Here is a 15,218-nt window from a genome sequence, read left to right as displayed (position 1 = left end):
CTCAGCTCTCCTCGCGGGGGGCGTCGAGGTCGACGCCGAAGGTGTCCGCCCAGGCCTGCATCGAGGTGATCTCCGGCAGCGAAGCCTTGTACGCGGCCCGCAGCTGCGGCCAGGACGTCAGCATCCGACGGTGCAGGTCGGCCGACTCGGCGAGCAGCGACCGGAACTTCTTCGCGTCGCGGCGGTACCAGACCGCCCCCTTGCCGTCGGCCATCGAGACCACGGCGCTGTCGTAGAGGGACAGTTCCCACCACTTGCCCTCGCTGGCGGCGAGGGTCGCGTCGGGACGCTGCGCGGACTCCGGCTTCGGGGGACGCAACTGACGCAGCGCGGCCTGCGCGGCCCACGGCAGCAGCGTCGCCTTCTTCGGCGCCTGCGGTTCCTTGCCCTTGTGCGCGGGCTTGCCGCGCTTGGGGGTCGGGTAGGCGTCGGGTTCGGCGGCGACCTGCGCGTCGGGGTACTCCGAGCGCAGCGCCCGGACGGCCGGCAGCGTCGCGCCGAGCAGTTCGTGCAGGTGCTTCGGGCCCTTCAGCAGGTCGCTCAGCGCCCGGTTGCGCAGGGCCTGCGCGTAGTACTGCATCGAGATGAGGTGCTTGACGTCGGTGTAGCTGCTCTCGCGGAACAACCGCCCACCGCGCTCGTACGGTGAGTACAGCAGGGCCACCAGGAAGCGGTTCCGCTCGTGGTAGTAGGCCTGCCAGTCGATCGTGTCGTCCTTGTCGTTCCAGGACACGTGCCAGACGCAGGCACCGGGCAGCGACACCGTCGAGTAGCCGTGCTCCGTGGCGCGCAGGCCGTACTCGGCGTCGTCCCACTTGATGAACGCGGGCAGCGAGAGCCCGATGTCCTTGACGACCTCGACGGGGATGAGGCACATCCACCAGCCGTTGTAGTCGGTGTCGACGCGGCGGTGCATCCACGGGGTCTGGCGCAGGTTCGAGGCCGCCAGGTTGTGGCCGTGGTACAGCCCGCGCGCGGGGCCCCAGAAGAAGCGGTAGAGGTTCACCGACTCACCGAGGGTGTGCAGCACCGAACGGTCGTACATGTCGAACATGTGCCCACCGACGAGGGTGGGCTTGCGGCACGCGTCGCCGAACTGCACGGCGCGTACGATGCCCTCGGGTTCGATGTTCACGTCGTCGTCGAGGAGGAGGACGTACTTGGCCTTCTCCGAGCGGACGGCCTCGAACATCCCGCGGGCGAACCCACCGGACCCGCCGAGGTTCGCCTGTTCGATGATGCGCAGCTTCGAGCCCAGCAGGGCCGCGACCTCGTCGAAACCGTCCTCGTCGCGCACCTTCTGGGTGCCCTGGTCGACGATGACGATCTCTTCGAGGACCTCGAGCACGGAGGCGTCGGAGGCCAGCGCGTTGAGCGTCTTCACGCAGTAGTCGGGCCGGTTGAACGTCGTGACCCCGATGGAGGCCTTGCCGGCGACGTGGTCGGCGACGGGGGCGCTCCACGCGGCCTCGACCAGCGTCAGGTCGTCGGAACCGCCGGCGACGTCGATCCAGTACCAGCCGCCGTCGGCGAAGGGGGCGAGGCTGAGTTCCTCGCGCAGCTGCGCCTCGCCGTCCACGCGCCAGGACGTGACGCGCTGACGCGAACCTCGGGCGTTGGACTTGAACAGCGTCACCGTGCCGAAACCGACGAACGTGCCCGCGAACCGGATCTTCTCGGCCCGGGTCCACTTGCGCCAGTAGGAGGCCGGGAACGCGTTGAAGTAGGAACCCAGCGAGTAGCGCTTGCCGGCCGGGACGGTGAGGCTGCGGCGGTCGCCGGCGGCCTCGGTGTCGGAGTCACCGGAACCGGTGCTCACGAACTCGACGCCGTCGGACTCCGCGGAGGCGAAACCCTCCGACTGGGAGAAGTCGACGTAGAGCGGCAGCACGTCGATGTCCGCGCGGGACGGGAAGACGATGCGGTGGACCTCGCGCCACGCGCCGTCGTCGGGCGCGAGGCCCACGCCGGTGGCTGCGAGGTGCAGTTCCGAACCAGAAGTGACAGTGCTCATGCGTCCACCCCACCGGCCACGAGGGCCACGCCGTCCTTGAAGTGCGGGGTCAGCTTGTTGTCCACCATCGACAGGGCCGCCCCGATGGCCATGTGCATGTCGAGGTACTTGTAGGTGCCGAGCCGGCCCCCGAAGAGCACGCCCTTCTCCCGCGACGCGAGGTCGCGGTAGGCCAGCAGCTTCTGCCGGTCCTCGGGGGTGTTCACCGGGTAGTAGGGCTCGTCACCCTCGACCGCGAAGCGGGAGAACTCCCGCATGATGACGGTCTTGTCCTTGGGGTAGTCCCGCTCGGGGTGGAAGTGCCGGAACTCGTGGATCCGGGTGTAGGGCACGTCCTCGTCGGCGTAGTTCATGACCGGCGCCCCCTGGAAGTCCCCGACGTCGAGGACCTCCTGCTCGAAGTCGAGCGTGCGCCAGGACAGTTCACCCTCGGCGTTGTCGAAGTAGGTGTCGACGGGACCGGTGTAGATGATCGGCACGTTCCCGGCGACGTTGCCCTTGCGGACCTCCTGGTCCGCGTCGAAGAAGTCGGTGTTCAGCCGCACCTCGATGTTGGGGTGGTCGGCGAGGCGTTCCAGCCACTTCGTGTACCCGTCGACGGGCAGACCCTCGTGGGTGTCGTTGAAGTAGCGGTTGTCGTAGCCGTAACGCACCGGCAGGCGGGTGACCGTGGCCCCGGGCAGGTTGCGCGGGTCGGTCTGCCACTGCTTGGCGGTGTAGCCCTTGAAGAACGCCTCGTACAGCGGACGGCCGATCAGCGAGATCGCCTTGTCCTCGAAGTTGTCGGCGGCGGCGGTGTCGATCTCGCCCGCCTGCTCGGCGACGAGCGCCTTCGCCTCGGCCGGCGAGAGCGCCTTGCCGAAGTACTGGTTGATCGTGTGCAGGTTGACCGGCATCGAGTAGACGCCGCCCTGGTACGTCGAGAAGACACGGTGCACGTAGGGCGTGAACTTCGTGAACCGGTTGACGTGCTCCCACACCCGCTCGTTGGAGGTGTGGAACAGGTGCGCGCCGTAGCGGTGCACCTCGATGCCCGTCTCCGGCTCGGCCTCGGAGTAGGCGTTGCCACCGATGTGGTGCCGGCGGTCGATGACGAGGACCTTCAGGCCCAGGTCCTCCGCGCACTGACGGGCGACCGTCAGCCCGAAGAAGCCCGATCCGACGACGACGAGGTCGATGTTCACGGCTGGCTCACCCTCGGTCGCTCCGTCTCTGGCGTCTTCTGCGTGGCATCTACAGGGGCGTCACTGTGCTCGGGCATGGTGGCGTCAGCGTAGCCGTCCCGGACCCCCACCCACTTCAACGGCGCGCACGGCCCACCGCGCGCAGGCGGCGGCGGGCGGGTTCCTCGACGAACCTCCACAGGACCCACCCGAGCCCGATGGCGACGATCGGCAGGTTCGGCACCACGAAGCTCGTCCACGGCCCCCCCGGCGCGATCTGCGGGACCTCCTTCTGGAAGGTCCAGAAGATCTCGTACACCGGCACGTGCACCAGGTAGACGCTGTAGGAGATCCGCCCGCCGAGCACGATCGCCGGGCGGGACAGGAAGGCCGAGGGGCCCGCGTCGGTGAGGGCCAGCGCGCCGACGAGCAGTGGGAAGAGGACCGCGACGACGGCGAAGCGGTCGTAGGGCCGGCCCGCGGCCCAGCCGACGACGAGCACGCACTCGATCACCAGGATCCAGGCGACCCGCGGGGCCCAGCGGGCCGCGAGCTCGCCGGAGCGGGGACCCGCCTGCAGCTTGCGCACCGCGAGGCATACCAGCGCACCTGCGCCGAAGCAGGTGAAGATGCGCTCCAGCCAGCTGTAGTCCCAGTAGATGACCCCGGTCTGGTAGCTGCGCAGGGCGGCCGGGGCCATCAGCGCGACGGCGCCGGCGACGAGCACCCACCAGGGCAGCCGCTTCAGCCGGTACAGCACGAGCGCGAGGACGGGGAAGGCGACGTAGGCGGCCATCTCGGCCGAGACCGACCACGTCGCGCCGACGAAGCTGGCCCCGTCGAAGTCGGGACGGTGCCAGAGCTGGACGAGCAGCAGCTGCTGGATCCAGCTCCACGGCCCGAGGTCGGGCTGGACGCCCTGGTAGGCGTAGAACGTCGGGTCGATGCTGCGCCGCCACAGCAGCCAGATCCCGAACAGCACGACGACGACGGCGTAGGCGGGCCAGACGCGGCAGATCCGGGCCCACCAGAACCGCCACCAGCCGCGCAGGTCCGGTCGCCGGCCCATCTTCTCGACGTAGGTCAGCGTGATGACGAACCCCGAGATCACGTAGAAGAGGTCGACGCCCAGGTGCCCGGAGTCGGTGACCGGCACGAGGAAGGCCCGCACCCGCTCCCAGTCCGGCAGCGGGGTGAACTTCCAGTGGAAGAGCAGCACCCAGACGGCCGCGACGATCCGCAGCCCGGTGATCGAGCGGACCTCGGGGAGGCGCCTGGCCGCCGTGGTGTCGGCGGGGGGCTGCGTGTCGGTGACGGCGGTCACCGGTCACCTCCTTGCTGGTGGGACGTCGCGATGAGCGCCCGGTAGGCGAGCGTGCGGATCCGGGTCGGGACGAAGCGGTAGCCGCCGCGCACGACGACGTTGCGGGCGGCCTGGACGGGACTCGTGAACCCCTCCCGCAGCAGGTGCCCCTGCAGGGTGAGCTCGGAGCGGAAGAGGCGCAGACCACCGCGGCGGGCGTAGGAGCCGGCGTCCGGGGACGCACCCACGCGGTACTTCACGAGCGGTTCGGCGAGGTTCTCCACGCGGGCACCCGCGCCGATCATCCGCGCGAACAGCCAGTAGTCCTCCATGAGGTCCAGGTCCCGGTAACCCCCCGCCGCGGCGACCGCGGAACGGCGGTAGACCACCGTCGGGTGGTTGAAGGGGTCGTGGAAGCGGGCGTAGCGGGCGATCGCGGCCGCGCCGGTCGGCGGGACGCGGCGGCCGACGACGTCGTCCTCGTCGGCGCCGATCTCCAGCAGACCCGCCCCCACGAGGTCCGCACCCGCGGCGATCAGCGGCAGCTGACGGGCGAAGCGGTGCGGCAGGCTCACGTCGTCGGCGTCCATCCGGGCGACGACGTCGAAGGTGCAGTGCCGCAGACCCTCCTCGAGGGCCCGGGCGAGACCCACGTTGACCGGCAGTTCCAGGACGCGGACGCCCTGCAGGGCGTCGAGGGCCTCCTGCAGGTCGTCGGGGACGGGGCCGTCGCGGACGATCAGGACCTCGTCGGGCCGCAGTTCCTGGTCGCTCGTCACGCTGGCGACCGCGCGCTGCAGCTGCGCGACCTCGTCGCGCGCCCACACCGGCAGCAGCACCGAGAACCTCAGGTCCTGGAGCCGGCGTCCAGCCGGCTCCAGGAGGGGGGCGCGGCCGGCGGCGGACTCCACGGCGCGGACGTCGTCGGAGACCTCTCCGAGGCCGGCGAGGACGGTGGCCGTGGCGGCGGGGCGGCGGACCCCCTGGCGCAGCCCGCTGGTCAGGCCCCTGAGCAGGACGTCGCGGCGCTGCGAGCGGGCGATGGTCCGGCCCCAGCGGCGCAGCGTCGCCCCGCCGTAGAGGACGGTGTCGCGGGCGTCGAGGGGTCGGGAGCGGGTGAAGGTCCACAGCTTGTTGCGGACCTCGAGCACGAACCGCTCCCCCGGGTCGGCGTCGGTGGAGCCGAACACCTTGGTGCGGTGCTCCACGACGCTGGCCGCGCACGCGACCCCGCGCCGGCGGCGCAGCAGCCGGGTCGTGTACTCGAAGTCGTCGTTCCAGAGGAAGAAGGCGGCCTCGGGCAGTCCGTCCTCGCGCACCGCCCGCGCGTCGAGCAGCAGCGCGACGAAGCTGGCCGAACGGATCGGCAGGCAGCCCGCGGCCCGGGCCGCCGCCCGCTCCTGCGCGCTGACCCCGGGACGCTCGCGGGGGGTGTTCATCGGGTGGTCCCGGCCGTCGGTCCACACGACCCGGCTCGCCACGACCGCGGACCCGGTGCGCCGCAGGGCGGCCAGCGCTTCCGCGAGCGCCGTCGGGGTCGGGACGGTGTCGTCGTCCATCAGCCAGACGGCGTCGGCGTCGTGGCGGTGCACCGCGCGGGCCAGACCGGCGGCGAACCCGCCGGCGCCGCCGGTGTTGCGGGGCAGGACGACCAGGTCGAGCGGCAGGTCGGTGCCGGTGCTCCACTCCCGGACGGCCTGTGGGGAGCCGTCGGAGGAGGCGTTGTCGACCACCACGACGAGGTCGGGGCGGCGGGTCTGGGCGGCGAGCGCGTCGAGCCCGGCGAGCAGCAGGTCGCGGCGGTCCCAGGCGACGACGACGGCGATGACACGTTCCCGGGGCACCGGGACAGGGTGCCAGGTCGCTCGCGGTGTCACGGCAGGGTCACCTGCCACACGCTCACCGTCCCGCTGGTGAAGACCTTGCGCAGCCCCTCGACCCCGTCGAGGCCGGTGAGCCCGGGCGGGACGTCGTAGCCGGGCTGGCCGAAGAACACGGCGTCGGCCGGTTTCAGCGGCAGGCCGGGGGCCACGGAGTCCACGACGACCCAGCCGATGTCGTACTTCGCGACCAGCGCCTGGACCTCGGGGTCGGTGGGCAGGTCGTGGAAGCGGGCCGTCAGCGTCCGCAGGTCGGGCAGCGGGGTCGTGGGCACGGCCGTCGTGGCGAGGATCGGGACACCGTCGAGGACGTAGTCGTAGGTCGACCCGTCGTTGCCGGAGTTCATGACGCGCTGGCCGGGCTGCACGTGCGCGGCCAGGTAGCGGCCGGCGGCCTGGTCGTCGGCGTCGATGCGCTGGTAGGTGGGCTCGGCGTAGCGCTCGCGCAGGGCCTGCACCTCGATCGAGAACACGTCGAGCACGTTGGCGGTGAGCAGCGCGGCGCCCAGGACGGTGGCCAGCACCGGGGCCAGCACGGGGGTCCACCGGCGGGCGAGCAGCGTCGAGAGCCGCAGCACACCGACCCCGACGAGCAGCCACGCCCAGGGACTGCCGTGCGCCACGACCCGGAAGTAGGAGTTCCACGCGGTGTCCCAGACCAGGTCGAGACCCGGGGCGTGCAGGTCGAGCAGGTAGGCGAGCGCGAGCGCGGACCAGACCAGCCAGGTCAGCGCGACGGCCCCGGCCCGGCGCCCGGCGAGCGCGACGCCGAGCAGGACGGGGACCGCCAGCCACCACTGCTCGCGGGTGGAGGCGAGGTCGAGGCCGCCCTGGAAGGGCAGCGTGAACACGCGGTGCAGCGCGTCGGGCAGCGACTCCGCCGGGATGTCGCGGGCGAAGCGTGAGCTGGACCCGCCGCCGGCGGCCGCCGCCTGGGTGAGGGCGGTCCCGACGAGCGCGGCGACCAGGACCCCCGCCCCGGCGAGCCCCGCGAGCCACGTCCCCGCGGAAACAACACTTTCCGCCCTCGAACGTGCCCGGTCAGGGGCGGAAAGTGTTGTTTCCGCGCGGAGGACGAGGCCGAAGACGTAGGCCCCGAGGAAGCCGCCGCCGATGGTGAGGGCGGCGCTGGGGTGGACGGTGACGGCTCCGGCGCAGGCGAGGGCGATCGCGGGGAGGATCCCGACGACACCCCGGCCGGGGGTCCGCGGTGGGGGCAGCAGCAGTGCGACCACCCCGGGGGCGAAGGCGATCGCGGCGGCGTTGGGTAGGGCGCCCGAGTCGTGGTGCATGGCCTGCAGCGGTTGGTAGGCCAGCACCGACGCGATCGCGGCGACCCCGCCGGCGGGCAGCCACTCCTTCGGCAGGGTCCGCGCCGCCAGGGCGAGGAGGCCGAGGGGCTGGACGACGGCGAGGACGACGACGCTGGTCGCGTTGAAGCCGGCGACGGCGCTGACGTCCCCGCTCTGGGCGACGAGCGCGGCCCACTGGTGCAGACCGTTCGGGTAGTACTGCGCGGGTGTCCCGGTGACGACGTCGAGGACCTGCCCGCGCCAGGGGGCCGCGTCACCGGTGCGCAGGATCCGGGCGGTGACGAGGGCGTGGGTGAGGGTGTCGTGTTCCTGCGACGGCGTCGCCAGCGCCCCCATCCCGCGGCGGAACAGCTCGAGGGCGGTGGCGGTCGCGGCGAGCAGCAGCGCGGCGGCGGCGAGCGCGGGCCCGCGCGGGACCCGTTCGGTCTCGAAGGCACCGGCCCGGCCGCGGACGAGGGCGAGCACGGCGAGCAGACCGGCGGTGGCCGCGAGCACGAGCCACCAGGAGAACCGCGTGCCGCTCAGCCCGCTGACCGTCGCGGCGAGGGTGGAGATCCCGACGGAGGTGGCCGGCGCGGCCCCGAGCAGCACGGGGACCTTCCGGACCCCGCCGGCCACCAGCACCAGACCGCCCGGGAGGAGGACCCAGAGGACGCCGAGCGCGAGGGTCAGGGCGTCGGAGGCCGGGGAGCCGCCGGTGATGACGGGGATCGGGGGGTTCACAGGACCTCGAGGACCGCGGCGGCGGCCCGTCGCGCGGCGGAGGCCAGCGACCCGTGCTCCAGGGCCCACTCCCGCAGGCGTTCCCGGGTCGGCGGGGTCGGGGTCGTGACCTCGCGCAGGGCGTCGGCGACGGCGGTCGCGGAGTGCCCGACCACCCACCCCAGGTCGTGCTCGCGCACGAGGTCGGCGCCGCCCCCGACCCCGGCGAAGAGGACGGGGGTCCCGCAGGCGGTGGCGGCGAAGATCTTGGTGGGCGACATGAGGTCGTAGCCGGTGTCCGGGACCAGCGAGGCGAGCGCGACGTCGGCGTGGGCCAGCAGCTCGGCCGCGCGTTCCGGGGCGACGGTGCCGGGCAGGTCCACGGCGTGCGGGGCGAGGTCGGCGGCCAGCGCCCGCAACCTCGGGACGTCGACTCCCCCGCCGACCATGGTCAGCCGGGCGTCGGGGTTCGACCCGAGGAACCGCACGAACCCGCGGAGCAGGACCTCGGCCCCCTGCCACTCCGACATCGTGCCGCTGTAGACGACCCGCAACCCCGGCCCCGCGACGCTCTCCTGCGGGCGGAACACGTCGACGTCGACGCCGTTGCCGACGACGCGGACCGTGTCGGGGTCGACCCCGCCGCGGACCACCTGCTGCGCCATCCCCTCGGTGACGGCGAGGACGCGCGCGGCCCCGCGCAGGGCGGCCTGCTCGGCGAACTCGACGGCCCGGAGCACGGGCCGGGGCGCGCCGGCGGCGACGGCACCCTGCGACCAGACGTCGGGCAGGTAGGAGACGTAGGGGGTCCGGCGCAGCGCCGAGGTGATCCGGGTGACGACGCCGGTGGTGGGCGGCGGTTCGTGGACGACGACGTCGGGACGGCGACCGGTGAGCAGCCGTGCGGTCAGCGGGACGTCGAAGGAGAGGTACTGCAGGTACCCGCGCACGGCACCGTCGCCGTCGCGCAGCACGGGGAAGCGCGAGGTGGCGACCCCGGGGTCACGGGTCTCCGGCGCGGTCGCGGTGGTCGTGACGACCTCGACGTCGCACCCGGCCTCGACCAGGGCGCGGGCGAGGGCGCGCAGCCGGAACGGCGCGGCACCCACGTCCGGCGGGTAGGTCCGCGTCGCGATGCGGACCAGGGACGACACGATCGGTGACCCTACCCAGCGATCTCGTGATCACTCGCCAGGCCCGAGAGCTGGGCCTGGCGGGCGAAGTCCGGAACCCGCGCGACGACCTCGTCGAACGTCCCCACGTCGACGACGCGCCCCTCCTCCAGCAGCACCACCGCGTCGCAGTCGCGCACCGTCGCGAGCCGGTGCGCGACCACCAGAACCGTCACCTCCGAACGCAGCGCGGCGACCGTCGCGGTCACCGCGGCCTCCGTCGAGGCGTCCAGCGCCGACGTCGCCTCGTCGAGGACGAGGACCTTCGGGTCGGCGTAGAGGGCCCGCGCGATCCCCAGCCGCTGCCGCTGCCCGCCGGAGAGCCGCAACCCGCGCTCCCCCACCGGCGTGTGCACGCCCTGGGGCAGACCGGCGACGACGTCGCTGAGCTGCGCGGCCGCGAGGACCTGCTCGACCCGGGCGACGTCGACGTCCTCGTCGCGCCAGGACAGAGCGACGTTGCGGGCCACGTCGGCGTCGAGCAGCGCGACCTCCTGCGGCACGTAGCCGACCCGCGCGCGCCACGCCGCGGCGACCTCGTCGAACGGCTTGCCGCCGACGAGCAGCTGCCCCGAGGACGGCGTGAGCAGCCCCAGCACCAGGTCGACGAGGGTGGACTTCCCCGAGCCGGAGCGGCCGACGACGGCGACGCGGGACCCCGCGGGCACCGTGATCGACACCCCGTCCAGGGCCGGACGGTCGCTGCCGGGGTAGGTGAAGGTGACGTCGAGGAGGTCGATGGCCACGGCGCCGTCCGGCAGTCCGCGCGGGTCGACCGGGGCGAAGCGGGCGGCACCGTGGGAGGCGCCGGTCTCGCGCAGCGCCTCCAGGACCTCCTGGGCGTTCGGCTCGTGGGCGTGCATCGTCGCGAAGACCGACTGCAGCCGGGTCAGGCACGGCACGACGCGGAACCCGGCGACGGCGAAGAGGCCGATCGCCGACACCGCCTCGGTCACGCCCTGGGTGAGCACCGCGATCCCACCGACGACGAGGAACCCGCCCAGCAGGGCCGCCTCCAGGACGAAGCGCGGCCCGACGGAGTAGAAGAACGCCATCCCGCGCGCCCGGGCGCTGCCCGTGCGGACCTCGCGCGCGACCCCGGCGAGCTGGTCGCCGCGACCGCGCAGGGTGATCTCCTTCGTCGTCGCGAACGACTCCTGCACGAGGCGGATCGTGTCGACGCTGGCGGCCGTGGCGGTGCGTCCCGCCGCGGCGGCCCGCTTCGCGATGACGGAGTAGAGCAGGACGGCGACGAGCCCGAAGTAGACGGCGGCCACGATCGCCGTCTGCCAGGCCGCGACGAGGACGACGATCCCCACCGCGAACAACGAGGCGACCTCGGCGACGAGGCTCGAGAACGGCATGAGGAACCCGTTGAAGGACTGGTTCAGCGACTCGTCGACCGTGCGGACCGCGCGCGCCGAACTGGCCCGCAGCCGGTAGGCCCACGACGCCGACAGGTAGGAGCGCACGAGCCGGTCGGCGACGTCGACCTCGTGCTCGGCGAAGCGGATCACCCCCCAGCGCACCAGGGCGAGCTGGGTCAGCGACTTCAGCACCAGCAGCAGGCTCGCGACGCAGATCAGCACGATGAGCTGGGTCGTGGTGATGGCCGAGCCGAGGAAGGGGATCGCGATCGCCAGCTGCCCGTTCCCGCTGACCGCGGCGGGCAGCAGGACGGCCAGCAGACCGAGCGCGACGACGTCGAAGACGGAGAGCAGGGCCTGGGCGGTGCAGTAGGCCGTCACGAACCGCGAACTCCCCGCCGGGAGGAGGGCGAGCAGGGCGCGGACGGTCGACAGCAGGGACTTCACGCGCGCCATCCTCGCCGATGCGCCGATCGACGGCGGCGAGCAGCCATGATGGACGGGCCGTGAACACCTCATCGAACGTCCCCACGACCGACTCCCCGGTCGATCCGTGCACGCCCGGCTTCCCCGGCACGTGGGTGGTCATCCCGTTGTTCTGCGAGGCCAGCGTCGTCGGCGACGTCGTGCGCGGGCTGCGCGAACGGTTCGACCACGTGGTCTGCGTCGACGACGGCAGCACCGACGCCTCCGCCGCCGCGGCGCAGGACGCGGGCGCCGTGGTGGTGCGGCACGCGGTGAACCTCGGCCAGGGCGCGGCCCTGCAGACGGGCATCGCCTACGCGCTGCGCGATCCGTCGACGCGTTCGGTCGTCACCTTCGACGCCGACGGCCAGCACCGCGTCGAGGACGCCGCGGCGATGGTCGCCCGCCTGGAGCGCGAGCACCTCGACGTCGTCTTCGGGTCGCGCTTCCTGGACCGGCGCACCGAGCTGGACCCGTTGCGGCGCCTGGTGCTGCGCGCCGCGGTCGTCTACACGAACCGGACGACGGGGATGCGCCTGACCGACGCGCACAACGGGTTGCGGGTGCTCTCGCGCACGGGCGCCGCGACGTTGCGCATCCGGCACAACCGGATGGCCCACGCCAGCGAGATCGTCCACCAGGTGGGGCGCAGCGACCTGCGCTGGGCCGAGCACCCCGTCCACGTGCTCTACACCGACTACTCCCGTTCCAAGGGTCAGTCGCTGCTGAACAGCATCAACATCCTCGTCGAAACGCTGCTGGGGTAGACCGCGTGCTCGCCATCCAGGTCCTGCTCATCGTCGTCGTGCTCGTCGTCGGCGTGGTCCTCGTCCGCTCCACCGCCGGAGCCCGTCACCAGGCGATCCGCCGGTTGCTGCTCGGGGCGCTGGTCGCGCTGGCCGTCGCCAGCATCCTCGTCCCGGGGGCCGTCACGGACGTCGCGAACGCTGTCGGCGTGGGCCGGGGGGCGGACCTGCTGCTCTACGGGCTGGTGATCGCGTTCCTCGGGTTCGTCGTCTCCTCCTACCGGCGCTCGCGCCACCTGGAGGAGACCATCACCCAGCTCGCCCGTCGCCTCGCCCTCGACGAGGCCGTGACCCCGGAACAGGCCCGGCGCCAGGAACCGGCACGCGAACAGGCCCGCCGCGACGAGCGCGACGGGCCTGCCTGACGGGTACCGCCTCAGCCGACGGCGGAGACGATCGCGTCGTAGGCGCCGGCCGACACCGAGTTCTCGTCACCGAAGACGAGCACCTTCTGGATGGACGTGCCCTCGGTGGCCGCGTCGGCCTTGAGCGCGTCGATCGCGGAGCGGGTACTGGCGGGCAGCGAGCCCTTCGCGGTCAGCAGCATGGGGCCACCGCCGTAGGCGAGCAGCGCCGAGCCCGCCAGGGCGTCGGGCCAGTTCTCACCGGTGGCGACACCGATGATCTCGGTGGCGTCCTGGAAGTACGCGGTGGAGGTGAACTGCTTGGCGACCAGCGACGCCGTCTCGTAGCGGTCGTTGCCGGCGAGCTGCGACCAGCCGGTCTGGTACTTGGTGACGGCGGTGACGGCGGTCCCGCCGACGGCGATCTTGGTGCTGAACCGACGGGAGTCCAGGTAGCCCTGGGTGCTCGCGCCGAGGTTGTTGCCGTCGGAGAGCAGGACCGCGCCGATGCTGTGACCGGAGTCGGTGTCGACGACCCCCATGAGGGCACCGGCGGCGAGGCCGTCGGGGAAGTTCCAGCCGGTGACGACCGAGACGCTCGTGGCCGACGGCAGCTGCTTGGCGATCGCGACGGCGGTGCCGAAGCGGTCGGAACCGAAGAGGCGGACCGTCGGGAAGCCGAGGGCCTTCACGGAGTTCTCGACGTCGGCGGAGAGGGCGTTGGCGTCACCGAGGAGGTAGACGGTGCCGCCGGGCTTCAGCTCGTCCTTGATCGCCGCGGCGACGCCGGGGTCGAGGCTGGTGCGGGGCGTCATGAGCAGCGGGCCGCCCTTGTCCGAGGCCAGCGGCGCACCCGCGAGGGCGTCGGCGAAGGTGTCGGAGCGGGTCAGGACGACGGCGTCGGCCCCCTGTCCGGTGAAGGACTTCGAGGCGGCGACGGCGGTGCCGATGCGGTCGGCCCCGTAGACGCGGCTGGTCGCCGCCGCCTTCAGGTCGACTCCCGGGGAAGCCGTCGCGGGAGCGGCACCCGCCACGAGGGCCGAGCTGACCGCGAGGGCGGCCGCGAGGCCGAGGGTGCGAGGACGCAAGCGCATGGTGACCTTCCGGTGGGACGTGCCGTGGCTCCAGTCTTCGACCTCTGACGGCCGAATCTTGAGGCACAGAGTGTCACGCGCCGCCGTGACCTCCCTCACCACTCCTGCACGAACCCACCTCCTGAGCCCCCCGAAGCGGGCACGCACACCGCCACGGATGGAGTCAAGAGTTCTCTCACCGCTCACGTATCGCTACTGTGCGCTCCATGCGGATGACTGTCATCGGGTGCGGATACCTCGGAGCCGTCCATGCGGCATGCATGGCGGAGCTGGGACACGACGTCATCGGGATCGACGTGGACCCTGAGAAGATCGCGGCCCTCCAGGCCGCTCGTGCGCCGTTCTTCGAGCCGGGGCTGCCCGAACTGCTCGAGCGCACCATGGCCACCGGCCGACTGAAGTTCACCACCGACATGGCCGAGGCGGCCGGGTCGGCCGTGCACTTCGTGTGCGTGGGCACACCCCAGAAGAAGGGCGAGTTCGCCGCGGACATGAAGTACGTCGACGCCGCGGTCGACGGACTCCTCCCCTACGTCGCCGCCGGCGAACTCGTCATCGGCAAGTCCACCGTCCCCGTCGGCACGGCGACCCGCCTGGCCGCCAAGGTCCTCGACAAGGCCCCGGGCGCCGGCCTGGCCTGGAACCCCGAGTTCCTGCGCGAGGGTCACGCCGTCGAGGACACCCTGACCCCCGACCGCCTCGTCTACGGCGTCTCCGGCGGCCAGACCACGACCGAGGGCAAGGCCGCCAAGGCCCTCCTCGACGAGGTCTACGCCACGCCGCTGAAGCGGGGCACCCCGTTGATCGTCACCGACTACCAGACCGCCGAGCTGGTCAAGGTCGCCGCCAACTCCTTCCTCGCCACCAAGATCTCCTTCATCAACGCGATGGCCGAGCTCTGCGAGAAGGTCAACGCCGACGTCGCCCAGCTCGCCGACGCCATCGGGCACGACGACCGGATCGGGCGCAAGTTCCTCAACGCCGGCCTCGGCTTCGGCGGGGGCTGCCTGCCCAAGGACATCCGCGCCTTCATGGCCCGCGCCGGGGAGCTCGGCGCCGACCAGACGCTGACGTTCCTGCGCGAGGTCGACTCCATCAACATGCGCCGCCGGATCCGCATGGTGGACCTGGCCCGCGAGGTCTGCGAGGGCTCGCTCATCGGCAAGCGCGTCGCCGTCCTCGGTGCGGCGTTCAAGCCGCTCTCCGACGACATCCGCGACAGCCCCGCCCTCAACGTGGCCGCGCAGATCCGCCTCCAGGGCGGCGACGTCGTCCTGACCGACCCCGCGGCCCTGGACAACGCCCGCAAGGCCGTCCCGGACATCTCCTACGCCGACACCGTCGAGGAGGCCGTCCGCGGCGCCGACGTCGTCCTGCTCTTGACGGAGTGGAAGGAGTACCGCGACCTGGAACCGGCCACCATCGCCGGGCTGGTCAAGGAGAAGCGCATCCTCGACGGCCGCAACGCCCTCGACCCCTCGCGCTGGCGCAACGCCGGCTGGACGTACCGCGCGCTGGGCCGCCCGCGCGCCTGACGCACCACCCGTGGGAAGGACCCTTCCCGCCCGGCGCAGCCCCCGTTCCGGGCGCTCGCT

General features: G+C 72.5%; 11 protein-coding genes. 3 read left to right on the top strand and 8 right to left on the bottom strand.

The genetic code is table 11. The annotated features are described in order from the left end of the window. Nucleotide 1: 1 nt before the first annotated feature. The 7 genes from OG218_RS19500 to OG218_RS19470 all read right to left on the bottom strand — a co-directional run bounded on the left by OG218_RS19500 (nt 2) and on the right by OG218_RS19470 (nt 11,361). Nucleotides 2-2,014: a glycosyltransferase gene (locus tag OG218_RS19500; RefSeq protein WP_328294885.1), complete on the bottom strand. Its 2,013-nt coding sequence runs from the start codon at nt 2,012-2,014 to the stop codon at nt 2-4. Beyond that, nucleotides 2,011-3,198: a UDP-galactopyranose mutase gene (glf, locus tag OG218_RS19495; RefSeq protein WP_328294884.1), complete on the bottom strand. Its 1,188-nt coding sequence runs from the start codon at nt 3,196-3,198 to the stop codon at nt 2,011-2,013. Before glf ends, OG218_RS19500 begins: the two co-directional genes overlap by 4 nt. Nucleotides 3,199-3,313: 115 nt before the next feature. Further along, nucleotides 3,314-4,501 carry an acyltransferase family protein gene (locus tag OG218_RS19490; RefSeq protein ID WP_328294883.1) on the bottom strand — a complete coding sequence of 396 codons (1,188 nt, stop codon included), beginning with the start codon at nt 4,499-4,501 and terminating at the stop codon, nt 3,314-3,316. After that, the gene (locus tag OG218_RS19485) at nt 4,498-6,324 is read right to left on the bottom strand and encodes a glycosyltransferase (protein WP_328294882.1); all 1,827 of its coding nucleotides are present in this window, start codon (nt 6,322-6,324) and stop codon (nt 4,498-4,500) included. The genes OG218_RS19490 and OG218_RS19485 overlap by 4 nt, the downstream gene beginning before the upstream one ends. A gap of 29 nt (nt 6,325-6,353) precedes the next feature. Next, on the bottom strand, nt 6,354-8,396 hold the full coding sequence (locus tag OG218_RS19480) for a DUF6541 family protein (RefSeq protein WP_328294881.1): 2,043 nt from the start codon (nt 8,394-8,396) through the stop codon (nt 6,354-6,356). Continuing rightward, nucleotides 8,393-9,529: a glycosyltransferase family 4 protein gene (locus tag OG218_RS19475; RefSeq protein ID WP_328294880.1), complete on the bottom strand. Its 1,137-nt coding sequence runs from the start codon at nt 9,527-9,529 to the stop codon at nt 8,393-8,395. Before OG218_RS19475 ends, OG218_RS19480 begins: the two co-directional genes overlap by 4 nt. A gap of 11 nt (nt 9,530-9,540) precedes the next feature. Then, complete coding sequence (locus OG218_RS19470; RefSeq protein ID WP_328294879.1) at nt 9,541-11,361, bottom strand: ABC transporter ATP-binding protein; 1,821 nt, start codon at nt 11,359-11,361, stop codon at nt 9,541-9,543. Nucleotides 11,362-11,420: 59 nt separating this feature from the next. Here OG218_RS19470 and OG218_RS19465 point away from each other — a divergent pair, with 59 nt between their 5' ends. After that, a complete protein-coding gene (locus tag OG218_RS19465; protein WP_328294878.1) occupies nt 11,421-12,146 on the top strand; it encodes a glycosyltransferase family 2 protein in 726 nt (241 codons plus the stop codon). A gap of 5 nt (nt 12,147-12,151) precedes the next feature. After that, a complete protein-coding gene (locus tag OG218_RS19460) occupies nt 12,152-12,550 on the top strand; it encodes a DUF2304 domain-containing protein (protein ID WP_328294877.1) in 399 nt (132 codons plus the stop codon). A gap of 11 nt (nt 12,551-12,561) precedes the next feature. On the opposite strand, the gene OG218_RS19455 is transcribed toward OG218_RS19460, so the two are convergent. Further along, nucleotides 12,562-13,623 (bottom strand): cell wall-binding repeat-containing protein, encoded by a 1,062-nt coding sequence (locus tag OG218_RS19455; RefSeq protein WP_328294876.1) that lies wholly within the window; start codon nt 13,621-13,623, stop codon nt 12,562-12,564. A 206-nt stretch (nt 13,624-13,829) separates the two neighbouring features. Here OG218_RS19455 and OG218_RS19450 point away from each other — a divergent pair, with 206 nt between their 5' ends. Further along, a complete protein-coding gene (locus OG218_RS19450; RefSeq protein WP_328294875.1) occupies nt 13,830-15,158 on the top strand; it encodes a UDP-glucose dehydrogenase family protein in 1,329 nt (442 codons plus the stop codon). The last annotated feature ends 60 nt before the right edge of the window (nt 15,159-15,218 follow it).

Origin of the sequence: Kineococcus sp. NBC_00420 (assembly GCF_036021035.1) — a bacterium.
In the GTDB taxonomy this organism is placed as follows: Bacteria; Actinomycetota; Actinomycetes; order Actinomycetales; family Kineococcaceae; genus Kineococcus.
Note: the sequence above shows the minus strand (reverse complement) of the source record. Positions and strands in the feature narration are given on the sequence as shown.

Coding starts and splice junctions, on each gene's coding strand:
- OG218_RS19500 (WP_328294885.1), bottom strand. CDS start 2,014: ATGAGCACTGTCACTTCTGGTTCGGAACTGCACCTCGCAGCCACCGGC.
- OG218_RS19450 (WP_328294875.1), top strand. CDS start 13,830: ATGCGGATGACTGTCATCGGGTGCGGATACCTCGGAGCCGTCCATGCG.
- OG218_RS19455 (WP_328294876.1), bottom strand. CDS start 13,623: ATGCGCTTGCGTCCTCGCACCCTCGGCCTCGCGGCCGCCCTCGCGGTC.